We start from the raw sequence: 16,739 nt of genomic DNA, 5'->3' as shown, positions 1-16,739 counted from the left end.
AGGCACTAGTTTTTTACAAATCTCGTATAACAGAGTATTGGTAATAATTTAATTTATTTTTTAACTCGTGGAGGTGTGTGCCTGCCCGAATTTTAGAAAGGAGTGCGTTATGAGAAGAAGAGGTAGAAATTTCCTTTCAGATTTGTTTTATAACACTGGGGATCTAAATGAGAGAACGGTAGACGATAGCTTTGGCTTTTCCAGGCAATTCGCCGACACGGTTACAGAAGGCATGCTCGAAGATGAGCGCATTAAGCGGGCCAGATTAAAGCGGGAACAGGAAAGAGCCGCCCATCCGCAAGTCCCTCCCGTAGACAGCACGGCTGAAGAAAGCCCAACCCATTAGGAAGTCGGAACTACCCGGCATTGTTTTTTTAGTTCTGTACACCGTACACAGCGAAGACAAGTTACCCACAATCTTAATGAGCCGCCCCGCTCCCAAGCGGGGCGGCTTTGTTATGCAGCAGCCTTTTGCTCCTGAGCAGAATCAAATGCTTCGTATTTGCGTAAATGCTGTTTATCTCCAATCTTTCTAACATGAAAAAGATGTTATTACTCAGCCCCCTGTTTCTGTGCCTGATGGCAACAGTAGCGTTCCGATTCGTACAAAGCACAACTACGGCAGCCTTGGAGCTGGATGCAAAAGCCCGGTTAGGAGAGGGCGCGCTGTGGCATCCTACCGAAAATAAGCTGTACTGGATAGACATAGAGGGTGAGAAACTACATGTTTATGACCCTGCCACAAAAAAAGACACAGAGTTCCTGGCAGGCGCGCGCATCGGCACGGTAGTGCCTGTGCAAGGCGGAGGAGCATTAGTGGCCTTGCAGAATGGCATTCATAAAATAGACACCAAAACAGGCAAGCTGACTTTTATCGCGAACCCGTTGAAAGAGGGTATCCGGTTTAATGATGGGAAAAGTGATCCTGCCGGCAGGTTCTGGGTGGGCTCTATGGCCCTCGACTCAAAGAAAGGGGCTGCCAGCTTGTATCGGATGGACAAAGACAGGAGCGTACACGAAGTACTGGACAGCGTGACGATCTCCAACGGAATTGTTTGGTCTCCGGATAAAAAGACGATGTACTACGTGGATACACCTACTATGGCGGTGCAGGCCTTTGACTACAATAATGAAACAGGGGAAATCAGTAACGGCAGAGTAGTGATCCGCATTCCGCAGTCGGCAGGGGGGGCGCCGGATGGCATGACGATTGACGCGGAGGGTAAGCTGTGGGTAGCGCTGTGGGGGGCTGGAGCTGTTACCCGCTGGGACCCTGCCACCGGCGAACTGCTACAGCGGATAGAAGTGCCCGCCCCACATACAACTTCTGTTGCCTTTGGTGGGAAGAACCTCGATAAACTGTACATTACTTCTGCGCGTGAGTGGCTAAGCCCGGAGCAGCTAGAGAAATATCCTTTAAGCGGAGGCCTTTTTGTTGTAGAGCCCGGAGTGCGTGGCGTACCAGCTGAGTTTTATGAGGGAGCATTGTAATGCAGGGCGGTAGTGGGTACAAACGAAAGGGGGTGTGTCTTATAGCACGTTCCCTTTCGTTTGTAAGATGCTATTCCCGGATCAAGTTGCGAGCCTGCTGCACGAGTGCAGGATTCCCAGCCTCAATCGCTTGCTTCAGTTCACGCACATACCACTTCACCGTCCAGGTTAACTCCTCGCCAGGTTGTAAGGTCTGGTAAGGTCCCTGCGGTTCTATCTCTGTAAAGTTTGCGCCTGATTTCGCGACGTAGATCTCCACGTCGCCTTCACCCGGCGCCTGTTGTTGGGGTGCTACATCCTCAAACTGTTTTACCAACAGGAGTCCGTCGTTCGCGTAGGCCAGCCAGCCCTCGGCACCATCCGTTATCAGCTTTTCTCCCTCCGAGAGCATATCAGGCTGGAGCGACAGCCATACAATCCCGTCTTTTTCCTGCACAGGCACCGTTTTAAAGTGCTGCCCTTGCGTGAGGGGCTGCTTGCCCTTCGGGAAAAACACCAGCCCCTTTTTCTCTATCCTGGAGTTTTGCCAGGGGGCTACCTGCTGCACCGTATCAGCGATGTTTCGAATGGTATAGGTAATGGAAACGGCAGTATCCTCAGGCAACAGCGTGATGTCCTTTTCAAACTGCCAGCCCAGCTTTTCATCCCGCCGACTCACCATCCGCAGTACCTTGTCGGGTACAGTGGCAGTATATGGGGCGGCATCCAGGGGGTAGGAAGGAGGCCAACCCCAGGCGCCTTGCGGGCTAGGCCAGAAGGTGGATCCGAAGCTAAGTGTGTCGAAGGAGGCAAAAAGTTCTTTCCCTCCCATTTGCAGCGAGGTGATTCTGCCTCCCTTCTGTGGTGCTATTTCTACTTCTAAGCCTGCAAAGCTGAGCTGATAGGTGCTGTCCTGCCGGCTTTGCAGTTGCACTTCTGGTGCTCCCAGTTCTTCTACTGTCGCATCAGGTTGATTGCTGCAACCGTAAACGAAAACTACTGCAAATAGCAGGTTCATTGCACTTAAAGGACGTTTCATGAGAGGGTGTCGAGTTATGATGATTTGCTGGCATTAGCTGCCATCCTTTTTTGCTCCGGTCCTTCCCCGGAAATGGCGATTGCAAGATTGGCTACGCTTCCAGGTAAAAGACACCCACGAAAATAAGCAAGATATAAGTACGTCGCTTATTTCCCCGCCTTTACTTTCTCCAGCAGGCGCTCTATCCAAAAAATGAGGAAAAGCGCTACCAGGTTAATGCCAATGAACTTTTGGCTAGTGTCCGCTCCGAAGTCAAACTGGAAGGAGGAGAGTGCCAGGCGGAACTTGAAAGTCCAGGAACCCGTCATGTCCATTCCCAATCCCACCCGAAGGCCCGCCACATACTGAAAGCCGTAGGCCCCAAAAGCGAAGTAGACCACCTGCAGCACCTGGTTGGCCAGCGAAAGTACAAGCCCCCGTTCCGGCTTGCGGAACAACATCCGGCCGCAAAGTAGGGAGAACACGAAAAGGGCAGTGGCAAAAAGGGCAATACGCAAGACTTCCTGGGTAATAAGTACCTGTCCGCTGAACATGACCCAAAGGGTGAAGGCAATGCCTAAAATACCTCCCGCTATCTGGTAAACAGCGAGTGCTTTTACCTGGTTCTTTAGCTGTTTATTCACTGTAAGTCCTTAAAAAGACACTTGTTGCTACAAGTGTGCAGCAAAGGTAGCTAAAATTATACTCCCTGTAGCGTCATGAGGCAGCCGTGTGCTTTTCGGGTAGCGGAGCGATCGGGCTGAGCAGCACCTTGTCAATACGGCTGCCGTCCATGTCCATGACCTCCAGTTCAAAATCAGCGACAGTTAGTTTAGTGCCCACCTGCGGGATGTTGGAAAGCTCGTAGAGGATAAAGCCCGCCAGCGTGGAGTAATGTTCCGGAGCATTAGGAATCAACTCCAGGCCAAGCGTCTGGTTCAGGTGGTACACTTGTGTAGAGCCACTGACCAAATATGTGCCATCCTCACGGATAAATACGTCTGGCTCCAGCGACTCATTTACATCGGGCAGGTCCCCTACAATGGCTTCCATAATGTCGTGCAGGGTGATGATACCGACAATGGAGCCGAACTCATTTACCACAAAGGCCAAGTACTGCCGTTTCTGTTGGAAAAGCTTCAGGGTGTTCATGGCCAGCATATGCTCCGAAAGAAAGATGGGCTTGCTCAGGATGCTTTGTAGCTGCACGCTCTCACGGCTTATGCACTCAAAATAGTCCTTTACTGACAAGACCCCTACCACGTTGTCCAGGTCGCCCTGGCACACCGGGAACTTTGTGTGCGCACCCCTGGAGATGGCTTCCTGTATTTGCTCCGGCGTCCAGTTCAGGTCCAGCCACTCCACATCCGTGCGGTAAGTCATGAGGCTACGGTTACGTTGCTCGTACAGGTAAAAGATGTTGTCGTGTATGCGCTGCTCCTCTTTTTCCAGCACCCCCTCTTTGCCTGCTATCCGTATCATGTGGCGGAGCTCCTCTTCTGTAAGAGATGCTTCGGAGTCCTGTTTCTTGATGCCGAGCAGCCGTGTAAGAAGGCTGGTAGAGCCAGAGAACAGCTTTACCAGGGGGAAGGTAAGGACGGTGAACGCTTTAATGATAGGGGCAACAGCCAGGGCAATGCCATCCGGGTTGTTGAGGGCAATGGTCTTGGGGAGCAGCTCCCCAACCACAATGGTGAAATAAGTGATCAGGCCGATCACAATAACGATGGACAACTGGGGGGCATAAGGGGCTAAGGGGGCTACCGCTGCGATTACCGGCAACAGGTCATCAGAGAGAGCCGCGCCACCGTAGGCACCCGCCACAATGCCGATCAGCGTTATTCCCACCTGCACTGCCGAAAGAAAGTTCTCAGGGTCCTCCAAAAGCTGTAGCACCGTTTGGGCGCTGTAACTTCCCTCTGCTGCCTTCTGTTCTATGCGACTACGCTTCACAGACACCAGGGCGATTTCGGAGAGGGCAAAGAAGCCGTTAAGCAGGGTTAAAATAAATAAGACAAGTATTTCCATAGTTTAGCCGGAGGCCTTCTGTTAGCCGGGCGCTGTGTGAGCGTATTTGCTTGTGCATACGCACAGAAGCGCTTTTAAGCTGCTCTTTGTATGTTGCAGGTGGCTCTTTTGGAAAGGAGGGTACGTTCAGGCGTCCCTGAAGAAGAGTTTCGTAAGCTTATAAAAGAGGTCTCTGTTGTCTGCGACCACACGGTATGCTAACTCAAATACTTTACTTGCAAAAGGCACACGGTAGTACAGCCACCTCCCGGCCCTGAAGCCGCCGATCGCTAAAAGCTCAAAGGCCGCTGCAGCACTATGCAACTTCCGGCCGTCCTCCATGATGAGCCACACCGACCGCTTAAACTGAAGTTCACTGATCTCGTGAAAGCCTTCCGGCACCTCTTGAAAAGGGACGTAGCTTACCCTGTCACCAGTTTTGCGCTGCCACCGGCGCACCCAGTATTTGCAGAAGCTGCAGTCTCCGTCGTATACAAGTATGGGCTTTTCGGGCATGGGCTGGGAAGAATTTAAAATTAACGAAGGTGTATGCTGGCGTACAGGAGCTTGGTCTAATTTGTTTGGTAAAGCTTTTAGTTGGTTTTTTGCCTCGGCAGGTGGGGCTTATTTCTCCTTAGCGGAGGAAGGTCTTCCCGAGAAAAGAGATTTACCACCCCGCCTTCGGCACCCTTTCTTGAAAAAAGGAGGGGTGCAAAAGAATCAACACGGTTTTGTTTAACGGAACTCCTTCCCCCACTCGCTGAACGCTCAAATAAAAAGTTGTCATGCGCGCACTTGGCAGGCCTGTTTGCGCTGTAGCTAGCAAAGCTTTCTTCTGTTGTTAGTTTTCTCACCCCCTAATGCTATAGCTTTCACTGATAGGTTCCCGGTAAGAATCAGCTAAAAGCTTATACTGTCCAGTCATCCCGAACCTCGTGAGAAATCTATTCAGAATTCTGTTTAGATCTTTCATAAAGTTTGGGGTACCAGTGATACAGGGAAGAATCACTTGCTGGTCGAATAAGTAAGCTTTCGGGTTCTATTTGTGGATGTTGCGGTGCCCCGAAGGGTAGCCCGCAGTGGAGCGAGGAGCAGCCTCAGGCACACAGCGCTGGACGGAGAACGCGCCTCACCCAAGAAGGGCCTCTCCCATAGGCAAAGAGACCTCCCTCAGTTAAATAAGCGAACTGTAGAAAGCTAATCCAGGTCAATATCTTTCTTATCTGTCTTGCGCAACTCATTGATATAAGCCATCAGGTAGTCGAGCTCTTCATCCGAAATGACCTCTTCCTTAAAAGCCGGCATCATGCCCAAACCGTTTCGGATCTGGAAACGGATCAGAAAGCCTGGAACAGGCTTGTTGTTGATGGCGGGGGCGAGGCCAGCCGTCCCTCCCGGGTGGCACTTCTGGCAGTAGGCCATAAAGATCTTCTCCCCTTTAGCCACAGCCGGGTTTTCTAGGTTGATGGGAGAGAACATGGGGACACCACGGCGGGCCGTGCCGCAGTGGCTAAGCATGAGGAGTAAAAAGAAGCCGGCACTGAGTAAAAAGTATCGTTTCATAGGCCGGGCTCCGTTTTCGTGATTTTCCAGATAACCCCGGTTTCAACTTCCGGGTTAAGGTCTTCCTCTCCTGTTTCCATAATCCCGAAATCCACTATGTAGAGGCTCTCTCCATCTGGGGAGAACTTTACGCTTATGGGGCGCTCCAGCCCGCCTGTCATCAGTTTGGAGGCAGGAGCCACCATTTTACCTTTGTTGGCCGCAAACTCTGTCACTACGCCCGTTTCCACGTTTACCCGGATCACCTTAAAGCCTACCGGGGCCAGGACTTTGCCCACACCTGGTGCCAGGTCGCCGTACTGTGCTATAAAAGCTTCCCCTTTATACCCAAAGGCGTCACTACGGGAAAAGTCCAAACCGTTTGAGGAGGAGTGAACCCCCAGCTTGGCGACTGGCTTGGGCGGCTTGCTCGGATGCCTGGCAAGTATGGGGTTTGGCACCTTCTTGTTCGGGGCCTCATACCGTTCCCCGTCAATCAGTTCACCCCCGGCGTAATCGGGCCAGCCATACCACTTGCCCTGTTGTACCTCCCACAGGTTGTCGGCAACGCCCCAGACCGGGCGGCTGCCGCGTACATCGTAGGCGTTTTCGGTTACATAAAGCCTCCCCGCAGGTGAGAAGGCCAAACTGAAGGGGTTGCGGAAGCCCCAGGCCACGAGCTCGGGCGCTGCACCGCCATTCACTGGTATGCGCATCACAGCGCCCGAACAGGGAATGCGGCCTTCTATCACCTGGCCCTCCGTTGTGGCTGTGCCATAGGGCGAGTAAGCACCTGTCACGTGCTCGGCGCTTTCAGGCTCTGGCGGCAAATCGCTGACGTAATTTCTGCCAACTAGTACAATGTCTTCGCAGGGAATATCATGGAAATCAGGGTAGCGTTTCAGCCAGCCGTAGTCGTAGTTGTCGGGTCCCACCACGCCGGAATTCGTTGCCGTGCCCAACGAAAAGTAGAGTTGGCCATCGGCACTAATAACGGGACCGTTGGTATGATGGTCGCCCATGGTAGGGAGATCTTCTACCAGGCTGGTGATGTTGCCATCCGGGGAGATGCGCAGAATTCTGCCTCCCAGTAGTTCGCCCCCTTCTGCCACATAGAAGTTGCCCTTGTAATAAGTAATACCCGTCCAGGGCCCGTTCTTTACGCCTGTCGCAATAGTGGTGAGGCTGCCGTCCGGTTCCACGCGCAGTAGGCGGGGCTCAAAGAATATCTCCCCATACGAGTAACCGGACTCTATAACGTACAGGCGGCCCTGCGCATCAAAAGCCGCCCCTGTCGGGAAGGTGAGCCCAGTGGCTACGACCTCGGCCTGATACCCGGCAGGCAAAGCGATCGCCTCCGGGTCAACAGGGCGCACGTCCATGCGGATCCGGCCCTGGCCACCTCCGTCTGAGGACAGCAACCTGAAGCAACCGCTCAGAGAAACAGCCAGAAGCAGCGGAAGCAGGTAGTGTAAGGACTTCATGTTTGGGATATCAGGATTTTTAGTATAAATTATACCATGCGTTTCAGTACGGAACCTAACCTCTAAAGTTGAAATTACTGCTGCGACACCGTTCCCGGGCTTCGTTTTTACGACAAACGAGTTACTTATTGGAGGTGCTGCTTTGGGGAGCGGGGTTGTTTACCCTGGCTTTCCTGAAGCCGGAGGGGGAGCATCTGTTTAGCCTGTGTCCTTTTAGTTGGCTGTTGGAAGGTGGCTGCCCGGGCTGTGGGTTGGGGCACGGTATTGCCTATTTGTTCCGGGGTAATTTAGCGGCTTCCTGGGAGGCGCATCCGCTCGCGGTGCCGGCGGTAGTACTGTTGGCCGTACGCTGTGGCAAGTTGCTGCACTGGCAAAGGAATCATTTCAAGAAACAACCATAACAAGAGCATATGGCAAACATATTACACCTGATGCCCGACCTGGAGCCGGACGAAATGGACTTTGTGCAGTCGCTGGTGCAGGACATGCCCGAGGCCGAGGCCCGGCAATTTGCCAGCATCTACCGGGCCCGCCGCAAAGAGCCCCAGCTGGTGCTGATCACAACCCTGCTAGGCTTTGTCCTGCTGGCGGGCCTGCAGCGCTTTATCCTGGGGCAGATCGGGATGGGCTTACTGTACCTGTTTACGGGTGGGTTGTGCCTTGTCGGCACAATCATCGATCTGGTCAACTACAAGCGCCTGGCCTACGAGTACAATGTGAAAGAGGCACAACAGGTCATCCGGATGATGCGCTATTAGCTCTCTTGGTAACCGGGCCGTTAAGAAGGTAAAAGAGGCGGGCAGGTAAAACGGTTATCCTCCGTCAACTTTGATGAAACCGGAACGGTAAAGCAGGTTGCCATTGCTTAGCTGTAGGACGTAGTACCCGGCTGCCAGCCCGGACAGGTCCAGATCGAGGTCGATTGTTTGATTGAGCTGATAGCGCCTGACCAGTTTTCCGGTGGTGTTGTAAATGATGGCAGTGGTGGGGGAGAAGTTGAGGTTCTCCACTTTTAGGCTGGTGGTGGCCGGGTTCGGGTACAGGAAGGTGATGCCTAAGGCAGGGACCTCGAGGGCCGGGTTTTGCTGTGAGAGGAGCGTTTGGTTCAGGACCCAGTTCAGGGGGTCTACCTCTACTCCGGTTACGAGGCCATCTACCTGTACCAGGAGTTCTTCCAGCGGTTCGTCGTGCCTTGCCCGTATGGTGGTGGTGCCGGTTGTTGTCCGGATAAGGTACTGCAGGTCGGTTGCAAAGAAGGGCGTGGTGCCGCTGGTTGTTTGCCTGTTTAGGATCAGGAGTCTGTTTTCTTCCTGGTTCCACTCCACACTAAATAGCGGATATCCCTCGCCGCGGTACCACTGGTCGAAAAAGTAGTCCAGGTCTTTGCCGGTCGTCTCTTCAAACACCTCCTTCAGGTCGGCTGTTTGTGCGGTGCCTCCTGCAAATAACTGTAAGTAGTTTCGGAGCGCCTTAAAGAAGAGCTCATCGTTGTTTACCTCGAAGCGCAGCATGTGCACCACCGAGGCTGCTTTCTTGTAGGTTAAGCGGTAGTCAAAAAGGCGGTTTACGTTTAGGGTGTCGATAACCCGCACACTGCCAAAGGGGCGTTGCAGGGCCAGCAAATGCGCGTCCCGCATCCATTCCTGGGCCAGCGTTTCGTTAAAGGGCTGCAGGGCCAGGTACTCTGCGTAAGAGGCAAAGCCTTCGTTCAGCCAGATATCCTGCCAGCTGCCACAGGTTACCAGGTCCCCGAACCACTGGTGGGCCAGCTCATGGGCTGTAAGGGTATAAAAGAACGTGCTTTGCGTTGTCATCGTCTGGTGTTCCATGCCACCGCCTATAGGCGCCATGCTGTGCCCATACTTTTCCCGCCAGAAAGGGTACAGTGTGAACAGTTCGGAAAAGAGCTCGAGCAGGTCAGCTGTCTGGTTCAGTTCCTCCCGGTAGCGCTCCAGGGCACCGCCGTTGTAGACGTAGTTCAGGATAGGGACCGGGGTGGAGGCACCTTCTGGGTGGGCGTACAGCAGGTACTCCTCGTAGTTCGAGACCGCTACGGACACCAGGTAGTAGGCAATAGGGTAGCTGGACTTCCATTCGTACCGCTTCAGGTTCCCGGGTAAATCCACCACCTGGGTCAGCACCCCATTGGAGCCTACCTTGTTCTCAGCGCTTGTCGTGACGAATACATGCACGGAATCGGCCTTGTCGGTCAGCACTTGTTTGGTTGGCCACCACTCGTAGGCAGCATAAGGCTCGCTGAGGCTCCAGGTAACGGCGTTGTTCCACTCAGGCTCTGTCTCCGTGTCAAACCCGTTCCCGATAGCGGCTGAGGCTGCGTCAGGGGCAAAGCCATCGTAGTAAATTGTAACTGAAATGCCCTGTGCAGGGGCGATGGGGTTACTTAGCAGTACGGCTACATCGCTGAATTCGCGGACGATGTTTTGCTCGCGCCAGCCGTTAACCACCACAGAGTCGATCTCGAAGTTAGGGTGCAGTTCAAAGGCAAACACCGGCACAGGCTTTTCCTTTGCCTTGGCCGCCAGTGTCACATGGCCGGCAATGTACACGCTGTTTCGCTCCAGGTGCAGGTCTAGTTTATAAAAGGTGATGTCGTACAGGGCCATGAAGCGCTGATGCTCCGGAGAGGCCACTGCCTGGCGCTGTGTCCCGGTAGTGCGGCTTTCATAGCAACTGGCAGCGTGTTGTGCTTTGGCACTTAAGCTACAGAGGCAGGCACAAAGCAAGAGCAGAAACAGGGGCTTATAGCTTTTGGGCATAGGATCTGGTTTGCGGAAGCAAATGGGCTTAATAGGTGTAAATACGGAGAATTCAGATTTTAGAATAGCAATAGCGGTAAAAGGTTAAGCCGCTTTGATTTTAAAATACCGCTATCTGCCCTACATTTGTTTGTCCTTACACGAAGTAAAACCTAATAGCTTCTAGCACAAACAAGCATGGCCGATCTCTACCTGTCAGAAATCTATATCTATCCGATCAAATCCCTGGGAGGGATCAGCTTGCAGGTAGCGGAAGTGGAAGACCGTGGCTTGCGCTATGACCGCCGGTGGATGTTAGTGGATGCGCAGGGGAAGTTTCTGACACAGCGGCAACACGCTCAAATGGCTTTGTTGCAGGTGTCGTTGCAGCAGGAGGGCTTACTCGTGCGCCACAGGCAAGAAACGATAACGCCCCTGTCCATTCCTTTTGAAGCAAGCGCCCCAAGCCAGGATAAGGTTGAGGTAAGGGTGTGGGATGATACGGTACTGGCAGAAGAGGTAAGCGCTGAAGCCAATGCCTGGTTTACAGAGGCACTGGGGATGCATGCCCGGCTGGTACGCATGCCGGAACAGTCCTTGCGACAGGTGGACCCTCGGTACGCCACCCAGGGGGAGATTGTCAGTTTTGCCGATGGCTATCCCTTTCTGATTATTGGGCAGGCCTCTTTAGACGACCTGAACAGCAGGCTGGAGAGGCCAGTGCCAATGGACAGGTTCCGGCCGAACTTCGTGTTTCGGGGAGGAGTTCCTTTCGAAGAGGACACCTGGGTTGATTTTACAATAGGGGGGCAGCCGTTTAAGGGCGTAAAGCCATGTGCCCGCTGTATACTCACCACCGTTGATCAGGAAACAGCAGTAAAAAGTCCTGAGCCGCTGCGTACACTGGCTACTTACCGCCAGCAGAACAACAAGGTGATGTTTGGGCAAAACCTGCTACATAGCGCTACCGGCACCCTTCGGGTTGGCGACGCGGTAGAAGTACTTAGCCGTAAGTAGCCAGGCGAACCGCAGTTAATCTGCTTTGACCAGGGTAAGGGAGTTGCTACTTGCTCTTTTCTCTCCTGTACCTGTTACTGTAACATCTGTTCGGTCTTAGGGCTCCAGAGGGCTCTCGCCTCCCTCAGACTGCCGTGTAAGAGGGGCAGGTGGAGGTCTATGTGTAAGTAATTGCACTTAAATAATAATAACTTGTTTTGGTGGTAGGAGCGTAGCTTCCCCTTTACCGTTAATGTGCCTTTAAGGCAGTCTATTCTTTCTTACTTCTTCTTTAGCGAAACGGCTTCGCTTTTCTTCCTAATGATAAGGTTTTCAATGCTTTTTAAGCAGGTGCCTGATATCGGTCCGGCTGTGAAGATCCAGGGTGAAAAATAAATTCCGGCAGGTAGGTGTATCGCTTTGCCAGATGCCAATTGGATTGCTTTCTGAAACCTTTTTAAACGTTCCCTGTATTAACATTATCTTTCTTCTATAACCCCTGCAACAAGGGGCGTTAAGTTGCTGTTGGATAGTTGCTTGTAAAAGTTATAAAAGATGTCTTTAATGGTGTTTAGCCATTAAACTAAGGCGTGTGCAGCAGCTTGAAAAGAGCTTAGGTTTATGTGTCTGTTGTTAAGCCTGAATTTAGCGCTTTTTAAGAGTAACAGGGTGAATTAGGGGAAAAGAGTAACTTACTTATTTGTATTTTATTTATTTTATAATTGTATTATTTTGATTGCTTTGTGGTGGGTAACATAGGGTGCAACCGTTTATGTTTTTCTTTGCGACATAAATAGTTATATTCGTGTTCCAAAACAATGCTAACCTATTTTTTCCTAACCTTAATTTACTAACGTATGAAGAAGAGTTTACTGCTCAGTTTTATTTTTGCGCTAGGCCTCGTTTTGCAGGCATGGGCGCAAGAATCAAGGCTGGTAACGGGACGAGTAACTTCTGCCATTGATGGTAGCCCTCTTCCGGGTGTTACAGTATTGGTAGATGGCACCTCAATTGGAGCCAGCACGAACGTTGAAGGACGTTACAGTATCGATGTGCCGGCTGGTAAAAACACCCTGGTGTTTTCTTACATTGGCTTTGGCGAGCAACGGCTGAACATTGGCTCCCGAACAACTGTGGATGTTGCCCTGTCGCAAGACGATCAGCAATTATCAGAAGTAGTGATCACTGGTTACGGTACCACCATCAAGAAAGAGGTGACGGGCGCTGTGGCTACGGTAGATGCCTCTAAGATAGAGGACAGACCACTTCCTTCGGTGGATCAGTTGCTGCAAGGCCAGGTAGCTGGTGTGCAGTCTGTTGGTGCTTCCGGACAGCCGGGGGCTAACCAGCAGATCCGCATCCGTGGTATCGGCTCTATCAATGCCGGTTCTGATCCGCTTTATGTGGTGGATGGTGTGATCATCAACACAGGAGACGTATCACGACTAACAACTACCTCTAACCAGTTGGCGGGTATCAACCCGAATGACATCGAGAGTATCACCGTTTTAAAAGACGCTGCTTCTACCGCTATTTATGGTTCCAGAGGTGCCAACGGTGTGATCCTGATCACGACTAAGAAAGGCCGTGCCGGTAAAACAAGATTCAAGCTTTCTTCTGAGATTGGCTATACGGATCTGGTAGATGTGCCAGATGCTGGCGACTTCCTGAACTCAGAAGAATGGCTGGCACTTACCCGCGAAGGCCTTTTAAATGCCGGTTACGGGCCAAGCGTAATTGACCCTTTCTTAGAGTCTTTTGGTGAGGGGTCCGGTGTTGATACCGACTGGAGAGATTTGGTAACCAGAACAGGTACGCAACAGCAGTACAACCTCTCTGCCTCTGGCGGTAACGAAAAGACGACCTTTTACATTTCTGGGGGCTATTTTAACCAGGAGGCTCCAGTTATTGGTTCAGAACTTAAGAGGGTTTCTGGTTCCATTAGCCTGACGCACCAGGTAAATGATGACATCTCTTTCTTTACTTCCATCAATGCCTCTAATGTAAACCAGCAGACTCCGTCTAATGGGGGAGCTTTTGCCAACCCGGTGGGTGCTATTGGTTTCCTGCTGCCAATGCAGAATCCATTTAACCCAGATGGAACCCTGAATGTGTCCCGGGAAGGCAACCTTGGTTTCTCAGGCAACTATAACCCGCTGTACTTAGCAGAGAATGATGAACGGGACCTTTCTAACAGCAAGATAATCGGTGCTGGAGGACTGGAGTGGGATATAGTGGATAACCTGAAGTTTACTTCACAGATCGGTATCGACTACATCAGCTTAGAAGAAAGAATGTTCTGGAACCCTATCCATGGCGATGGCAGAACCTATAATGGCTATGGCTTCGACTATTATACCCGTATCTTCAACTGGACCTTTACCAACCTGTTGAACTACCGTTTTGAGGTTCCGGGAATAGACCAGCTGCAGGCAGACCTGACAGTAGGCTATGAGGCGCAAAAGTCTAATGGGTATTATATTACAAGTAGTGCTACTGATTTTCCTACAACTGATGGGTTGATAGGAACAGTCATTGCTTCCAGCCCTGTGGATGCCAGTGCGACAAACACAGACTACACCTTCTCTTCCCTTATATCAAGAGGGTCTCTTAGCTATGCTGACCGGTATGTAGTAACAGGTAGCTATCGTCGGGATGGTTCTTCCCGTTTCGGTGTTAACAACCGCTTTGGTAACTTCTGGTCTGTAGGCGTTGCCTGGAACATCGACCAGGAAGACTTTATGGAGCCGACAGAAGACTTCCTTTCTTCGCTGAAACTGCGTGCCTCTTATGGTGTGAATGGTAACGGTGATATTGGTAACTATGCTTGGAGGCCTTTGTTTGGCTTTGGCCTCAACTATAACCAACAGCCGGGCGGCGCCTTTACTGAAATTGGTAACACAGACCTTACTTGGGAAAAGAACAAGCCATTTAACGTGGGTGTAGATGTTGGTTTCTGGAGAGACCGCTTGACGCTTTCTGCCGACTACTATGTAAGAACAACAAGCGACCTGCTGTTCAACCGCCCGCTTTCCAGAACTACTGGTTTCGTAAACGTGCTGCAGAACATTGGTGAGATGCAGAACCGTGGCTTTGAGCTTTCGATTGGTGGTTACCCAATAACCGGAGGAGCCTTCCAGTGGCAGACCAACTTTAACATTGCTACTAACGAAAACGAGATCACCGAACTTCCTGACGGTGAGGATATCATCAGCGGAGCCTTTATCTTAAGAGAAGGCGAAGATTTCCGAACATTCTATGTGCGCCAGTGGGCAGGGGTAGACCCGCAGACAGGCGATCCGCTGTGGTTCAGAGACGCTTCCAGAACGGAGACAACAACAAACTATAGCGAGGCAGAGCGTGTGCTGTACGAAAGCGCGTCTCCGGATGCCTTCGGTGGATGGAGCAATACCTTCACCTACAAAGGCTTTGTACTGGAAACCCTTGTCAACTACAACTTCGGTAACTATGTGAGAGAAGGATGGGAGTACTACCTGATAGATGGTGCTTATCCGTATGCCAACAAGTACCGTAAAGTGCTGGACAGATGGCAGGAACCAGGAGATATCACGGATGTGCCAAGATACGAATTTGGCCTGAACAACAGCTCCAATGCCTTCTCAACGCGCTTCCTGTACAAAGGCGACTATATCCGCCTGAGAAACGTGACCCTGGGCTATGAGCTGAAAAACGAGTGGATCTCGAAAGCGTCCCTCACCAGAGCTTACATCTATGTGCGTGGCACGAACCTGCTAACCAAAACGTTTGATGACAACCTGCCAGTTGACCCTGAAACAGGGGTGAACAGTACAGCCAATGCTGACATTCCGACCAGCAGAGTGCTGACGGTTGGTGTAAACGTAAGTTTTTAATCTGAAATTTAAATTACCTAAGTTTATGAATAAGAAACTCATATATATGTCTTTACTCTCAGCAACTATGTTGCTGGGCTCGTGTGGTGAGGATTTCCTGGAGCAGGAGCCTTACGATGCGGTGCCAGTGGGAGAGGCGATAAATAGCCCTGCTGAGCTACAAACTGCCGTATTTGGTATGTATGCCTCGCTACGTACGGCAGACGCATACGGCAGAACGATCCCGGTTCTGGGAGATTTGATGGCAGATAATACGTACGTTGCCCCTCTTAACTCGGGTCGATACCTGGTACAGAACGTGTACCGTACGGAGGCTGTAACAGGTGAACCGAGAGAAATTTGGACAGCCTTGTATGCTTCTATTTTAAGGGCTAACCAGATCATCAATGCAGATATCCCTTCCACTCCTGTAGTAGAGCAGTTGAAAGGAGAGGCTTACGCCGTTAGGGCATTGGCCTACCACGAATTGGTGAAGTTCTTTGCGCAGCCTTTTACCGTAGCTCCTAATGCGCCGGGTGTGCCTATCATCACAGAGTTCGACCCGGAAAACCCAACTGATTACTATGTAGGATCGCAACCTTCTCGTAATTCGGTAGCTGAAGTGTATGAGCTGATCATTAGCGATTATCAGACGGCGTATGAATTAATGGAGGGGAACTTCGTTAACTCCTCATACATGAATAAATGGGCTGCCAGAGCTTTGCAGGCCCGTGCGTACCTGTTCATGGGTGCTTATGAAGAGGCAGAGGAAGCGGCGCTGGATGTGGTCACCAATAGTGGCTTTGAACTGGTTGAACTGGATGGCTTTCTAGATTACTGGGCAAGCCGTACTCCCTCATCAGCAAAAGAGGAGACACTCTTTGAGATCTCGTATGATGACATTGATAACGTTGGAACTAATGCACTGGCGAACATTTACAATCAGGCAGGTTACGGCGATATCCTGGCTACAGAGGAGCTGGTAAGCCTTTATGGCGAAAATGATATACGGGGAATCATTCCGAATGTGGATGATGAGGGTGCCCGTTACATCGTAGACGAAACAGACGGCGACACGATCAACATAACGGCAGCTCCAGTGATATTGGTTGGTGCGCGTGGTAATGTTGAGCCGGCTTATATTAATAATAAGTACCAGTATGTTTCCGGAGACCGGAATGAGGTGAAAGTGATTCGTTATGCGGAGGTGCTGCTGATCCTGGCAGAGGCCTATGCCAGAACCGGTGAAGAAGCAAAAGCACTGGAAATACTGAACGAATTAGCGGAAGCCAGAAATGCGGCCCCTCTTGTAGGTCTTGCAGGGGATGAACTACTGGAGGCAATCATTGTAGAAAGACGCAAAGAGCTTGCCTTTGAAGGACACCGCTTCTGGACCTTGGCTCGCCTAAACCTGCCGATCGAGCGTGAGCCGGAGCAGCCAGCTTCAACTGCGCTGATCGAGGTAGGCAACTTCAGACGCATCTTCCCGATACCACAAGCGGAGATTGATGCGAATCCGAACATCGAACAAAATCCTGGTTATGGGTTATAAGCCATAATTGATTTAGAAAAAATAAGGGGTAGGCATTGTGCCTACCCCTTATTTTTTGATCCC

At 51.3% G+C, this 16,739-nt stretch carries 15 protein-coding genes; 8 read left to right on the top strand and 7 right to left on the bottom strand.

The window, feature by feature from the left end:
• The first annotated feature begins 109 nt into the window (after positions 1-109).
• Complete coding sequence (locus CHB92_RS14570) at positions 110-346, top strand: hypothetical protein (RefSeq protein WP_089319963.1); 237 nt, start codon at positions 110-112, stop codon at positions 344-346.
• A gap of 191 nt (positions 347-537) precedes the next feature.
• Positions 538-1,491, top strand: a complete 954-nt coding sequence (locus CHB92_RS14565) for an SMP-30/gluconolactonase/LRE family protein (RefSeq protein ID WP_089320035.1) — start codon at positions 538-540, stop codon at positions 1,489-1,491.
• 70 nt (positions 1,492-1,561) lie between these two features.
• Here CHB92_RS14565 and CHB92_RS14560 read toward each other — a convergent pair whose 3' ends face one another.
• The 4 genes from CHB92_RS14560 to CHB92_RS14545 all read right to left on the bottom strand — a co-directional run bounded on the left by CHB92_RS14560 (position 1,562) and on the right by CHB92_RS14545 (position 5,011).
• Positions 1,562-2,488, bottom strand: a complete 927-nt coding sequence (locus CHB92_RS14560; protein ID WP_179223057.1) for a DUF4380 domain-containing protein — start codon at positions 2,486-2,488, stop codon at positions 1,562-1,564.
• Between the two features lie 167 nt (positions 2,489-2,655).
• Positions 2,656-3,132 (bottom strand): hypothetical protein, encoded by a 477-nt coding sequence (locus tag CHB92_RS14555; protein WP_089319961.1) that lies wholly within the window; start codon positions 3,130-3,132, stop codon positions 2,656-2,658.
• 73 nt (positions 3,133-3,205) lie between these two features.
• Complete coding sequence (locus CHB92_RS14550; protein ID WP_089319960.1) at positions 3,206-4,516, bottom strand: hemolysin family protein; 1,311 nt, start codon at positions 4,514-4,516, stop codon at positions 3,206-3,208.
• A gap of 126 nt (positions 4,517-4,642) precedes the next feature.
• On the bottom strand, positions 4,643-5,011 hold the full coding sequence (locus CHB92_RS14545; RefSeq protein ID WP_089319959.1) for a thiol-disulfide oxidoreductase DCC family protein: 369 nt from the start codon (positions 5,009-5,011) through the stop codon (positions 4,643-4,645).
• Here CHB92_RS14545 and CHB92_RS14540 point away from each other — a divergent pair.
• Positions 5,010-5,234 (top strand): hypothetical protein, encoded by a 225-nt coding sequence (locus CHB92_RS14540; protein ID WP_106219129.1) that lies wholly within the window; start codon positions 5,010-5,012, stop codon positions 5,232-5,234. The genes CHB92_RS14545 and CHB92_RS14540 overlap by 2 nt on opposite strands.
• Before the next feature lie 458 nt (positions 5,235-5,692).
• Here CHB92_RS14540 and CHB92_RS14535 read toward each other — a convergent pair whose 3' ends face one another.
• Both CHB92_RS14535 and CHB92_RS14530 read right to left on the bottom strand, forming a co-directional pair.
• On the bottom strand, positions 5,693-6,058 hold the full coding sequence (locus CHB92_RS14535) for a c-type cytochrome (protein WP_089319957.1): 366 nt from the start codon (positions 6,056-6,058) through the stop codon (positions 5,693-5,695).
• Entirely contained in the window at positions 6,055-7,521 is a 1,467-nt protein-coding gene (locus CHB92_RS14530; RefSeq protein WP_089319956.1) for a PQQ-dependent sugar dehydrogenase, read from the bottom strand. The genes CHB92_RS14535 and CHB92_RS14530 overlap by 4 nt, the downstream gene beginning before the upstream one ends.
• 68 nt (positions 7,522-7,589) lie before the next feature.
• Between CHB92_RS14530 and CHB92_RS14525 the strand changes: the two genes are divergently transcribed.
• Positions 7,590-7,922: a DUF2752 domain-containing protein gene (locus tag CHB92_RS14525; RefSeq protein WP_245842597.1), complete on the top strand. Its 333-nt coding sequence runs from the start codon at positions 7,590-7,592 to the stop codon at positions 7,920-7,922.
• A 9-nt stretch (positions 7,923-7,931) separates the two neighbouring features.
• Positions 7,932-8,279 carry a TM2 domain-containing protein gene (locus CHB92_RS14520; protein WP_089319954.1) on the top strand — a complete coding sequence of 116 codons (348 nt, stop codon included), beginning with the start codon at positions 7,932-7,934 and terminating at the stop codon, positions 8,277-8,279.
• Between the two features lie 54 nt (positions 8,280-8,333).
• Here the strand turns inward: CHB92_RS14520 and CHB92_RS14515 are convergent, their stop codons facing one another.
• Entirely contained in the window at positions 8,334-10,298 is a 1,965-nt protein-coding gene (locus CHB92_RS14515; protein WP_089319953.1) for a M1 family aminopeptidase, read from the bottom strand.
• A gap of 177 nt (positions 10,299-10,475) precedes the next feature.
• On the opposite strand from CHB92_RS14515, the gene CHB92_RS14510 reads away from it, so the two are divergent.
• The 3 genes from CHB92_RS14510 (at position 10,476) to CHB92_RS14500 (ending at position 16,676) form a co-directional block, all read left to right on the top strand.
• Positions 10,476-11,294: an MOSC domain-containing protein gene (locus tag CHB92_RS14510; RefSeq protein ID WP_089319952.1), complete on the top strand. Its 819-nt coding sequence runs from the start codon at positions 10,476-10,478 to the stop codon at positions 11,292-11,294.
• A gap of 836 nt (positions 11,295-12,130) precedes the next feature.
• A complete protein-coding gene (locus tag CHB92_RS14505; RefSeq protein ID WP_089319951.1) occupies positions 12,131-15,145 on the top strand; it encodes a SusC/RagA family TonB-linked outer membrane protein in 3,015 nt (1,004 codons plus the stop codon).
• Positions 15,146-15,191: 46 nt separating this feature from the next.
• The gene (locus CHB92_RS14500) at positions 15,192-16,676 is read left to right on the top strand and encodes a RagB/SusD family nutrient uptake outer membrane protein (RefSeq protein WP_179223056.1); all 1,485 of its coding nucleotides are present in this window, start codon (positions 15,192-15,194) and stop codon (positions 16,674-16,676) included.
• Positions 16,677-16,739: the final 63 nt, after the last annotated feature.

Origin of the sequence: Pontibacter ummariensis (assembly GCF_900188175.1) — a bacterium.
Lineage (GTDB): Bacteria > Bacteroidota > Bacteroidia > Cytophagales > Hymenobacteraceae > Pontibacter > Pontibacter ummariensis.
This window is presented reverse-complemented; position numbering and strand designations above follow the sequence as displayed.

Coding starts and splice junctions, on each gene's coding strand:
- CHB92_RS14545 (WP_089319959.1), bottom strand. CDS start 5,011: ATGCCCGAAAAGCCCATACTTGTATACGACGGAGACTGCAGCTTCTGC.
- CHB92_RS14550 (WP_089319960.1), bottom strand. CDS start 4,516: ATGGAAATACTTGTCTTATTTATTTTAACCCTGCTTAACGGCTTCTTT.
- CHB92_RS14540 (WP_106219129.1), top strand. CDS start 5,010: ATGGGCTGGGAAGAATTTAAAATTAACGAAGGTGTATGCTGGCGTACA.
- CHB92_RS14530 (WP_089319956.1), bottom strand. CDS start 7,521: ATGAAGTCCTTACACTACCTGCTTCCGCTGCTTCTGGCTGTTTCTCTG.
- CHB92_RS14535 (WP_089319957.1), bottom strand. CDS start 6,058: ATGAAACGATACTTTTTACTCAGTGCCGGCTTCTTTTTACTCCTCATG.
- CHB92_RS14565 (WP_089320035.1), top strand. CDS start 538: ATGAAAAAGATGTTATTACTCAGCCCCCTGTTTCTGTGCCTGATGGCA.
- CHB92_RS14510 (WP_089319952.1), top strand. CDS start 10,476: ATGGCCGATCTCTACCTGTCAGAAATCTATATCTATCCGATCAAATCC.
- CHB92_RS14500 (WP_179223056.1), top strand. CDS start 15,192: ATGTCTTTACTCTCAGCAACTATGTTGCTGGGCTCGTGTGGTGAGGAT.
- CHB92_RS14570 (WP_089319963.1), top strand. CDS start 110: ATGAGAAGAAGAGGTAGAAATTTCCTTTCAGATTTGTTTTATAACACT.
- CHB92_RS14505 (WP_089319951.1), top strand. CDS start 12,131: ATGAAGAAGAGTTTACTGCTCAGTTTTATTTTTGCGCTAGGCCTCGTT.
- CHB92_RS14520 (WP_089319954.1), top strand. CDS start 7,932: ATGGCAAACATATTACACCTGATGCCCGACCTGGAGCCGGACGAAATG.
- CHB92_RS14560 (WP_179223057.1), bottom strand. CDS start 2,488: ATGAACCTGCTATTTGCAGTAGTTTTCGTTTACGGTTGCAGCAATCAA.
- CHB92_RS14515 (WP_089319953.1), bottom strand. CDS start 10,298: ATGCCCAAAAGCTATAAGCCCCTGTTTCTGCTCTTGCTTTGTGCCTGC.